Origin of the sequence: Burkholderia sp. JPY481 (genome assembly GCF_038900515.1) — a bacterium.
Classification (GTDB): Bacteria; Pseudomonadota; Gammaproteobacteria; order Burkholderiales; family Burkholderiaceae; genus Paraburkholderia; species Paraburkholderia youngii.
This window is the reverse complement of record NZ_JAYMRT010000130.1, coordinates 1-546: the sequence shown is the minus strand read 5'-3', so window position 1 is coordinate 546 and position 546 is coordinate 1. Positions and strand designations below refer to the sequence as shown.

The following is a 546-nucleotide window of genomic DNA, read 5'->3' as shown; positions in this document are numbered from 1 at the left end:
GATCCACTTCGGCGCGCTCGTGCTGCACACTGCCGTGGACTAAAAAGTAGCTCGAATTGACGTCGAACTGATTCGGATCGATCGACGCCGATTGCACGCCGGCGGCGGTCAGCGCGAGCTGCACGTCACCGGCGTTGCGGAAAAACACGGTCTGGCGCCGCGCGACCAACGCCTGCCCCTGCGACACGGTCATGCCCGGCACCACCGCCGCGATCACTTCGGCCGACGCGGTGTTCATGTTGGTCGCGGTGACGGTCGGCAGCACGGTGACGAACGGCCGCAGCTTTGCGACGATCTCCGATGTGTAGCCCGGAATGTCGAGCAGCGAATCGACGCCCGTCATTAGCAGCGGCGCGACCGCCACGTTGTCCTCGCCGTCCTCGATGGCGGGCTGGTTGGTGAAGTTGCCGCCCGTCATCCCGCCGCCGCCGACCTGCGGCGAGCTGCTGATCGACGTGCCGGTCTGAAAGCGCGTCGCCGATTGCGACAGTCCCGCGCGCACATGCAGCGCGGTCACTTTGGCGAGCTGCCCGCTCAGGCCGAGCG

Annotated in this window: 1 protein-coding gene; it reads right to left on the bottom strand. The window is 67.0% G+C overall.

From position 1 onward, the window contains the following. A partial coding sequence (locus tag VSR82_RS39975) for a type II secretion system protein GspK (RefSeq protein WP_498858924.1) occupies positions 1-546 on the bottom strand: 546 nt, incomplete at both ends.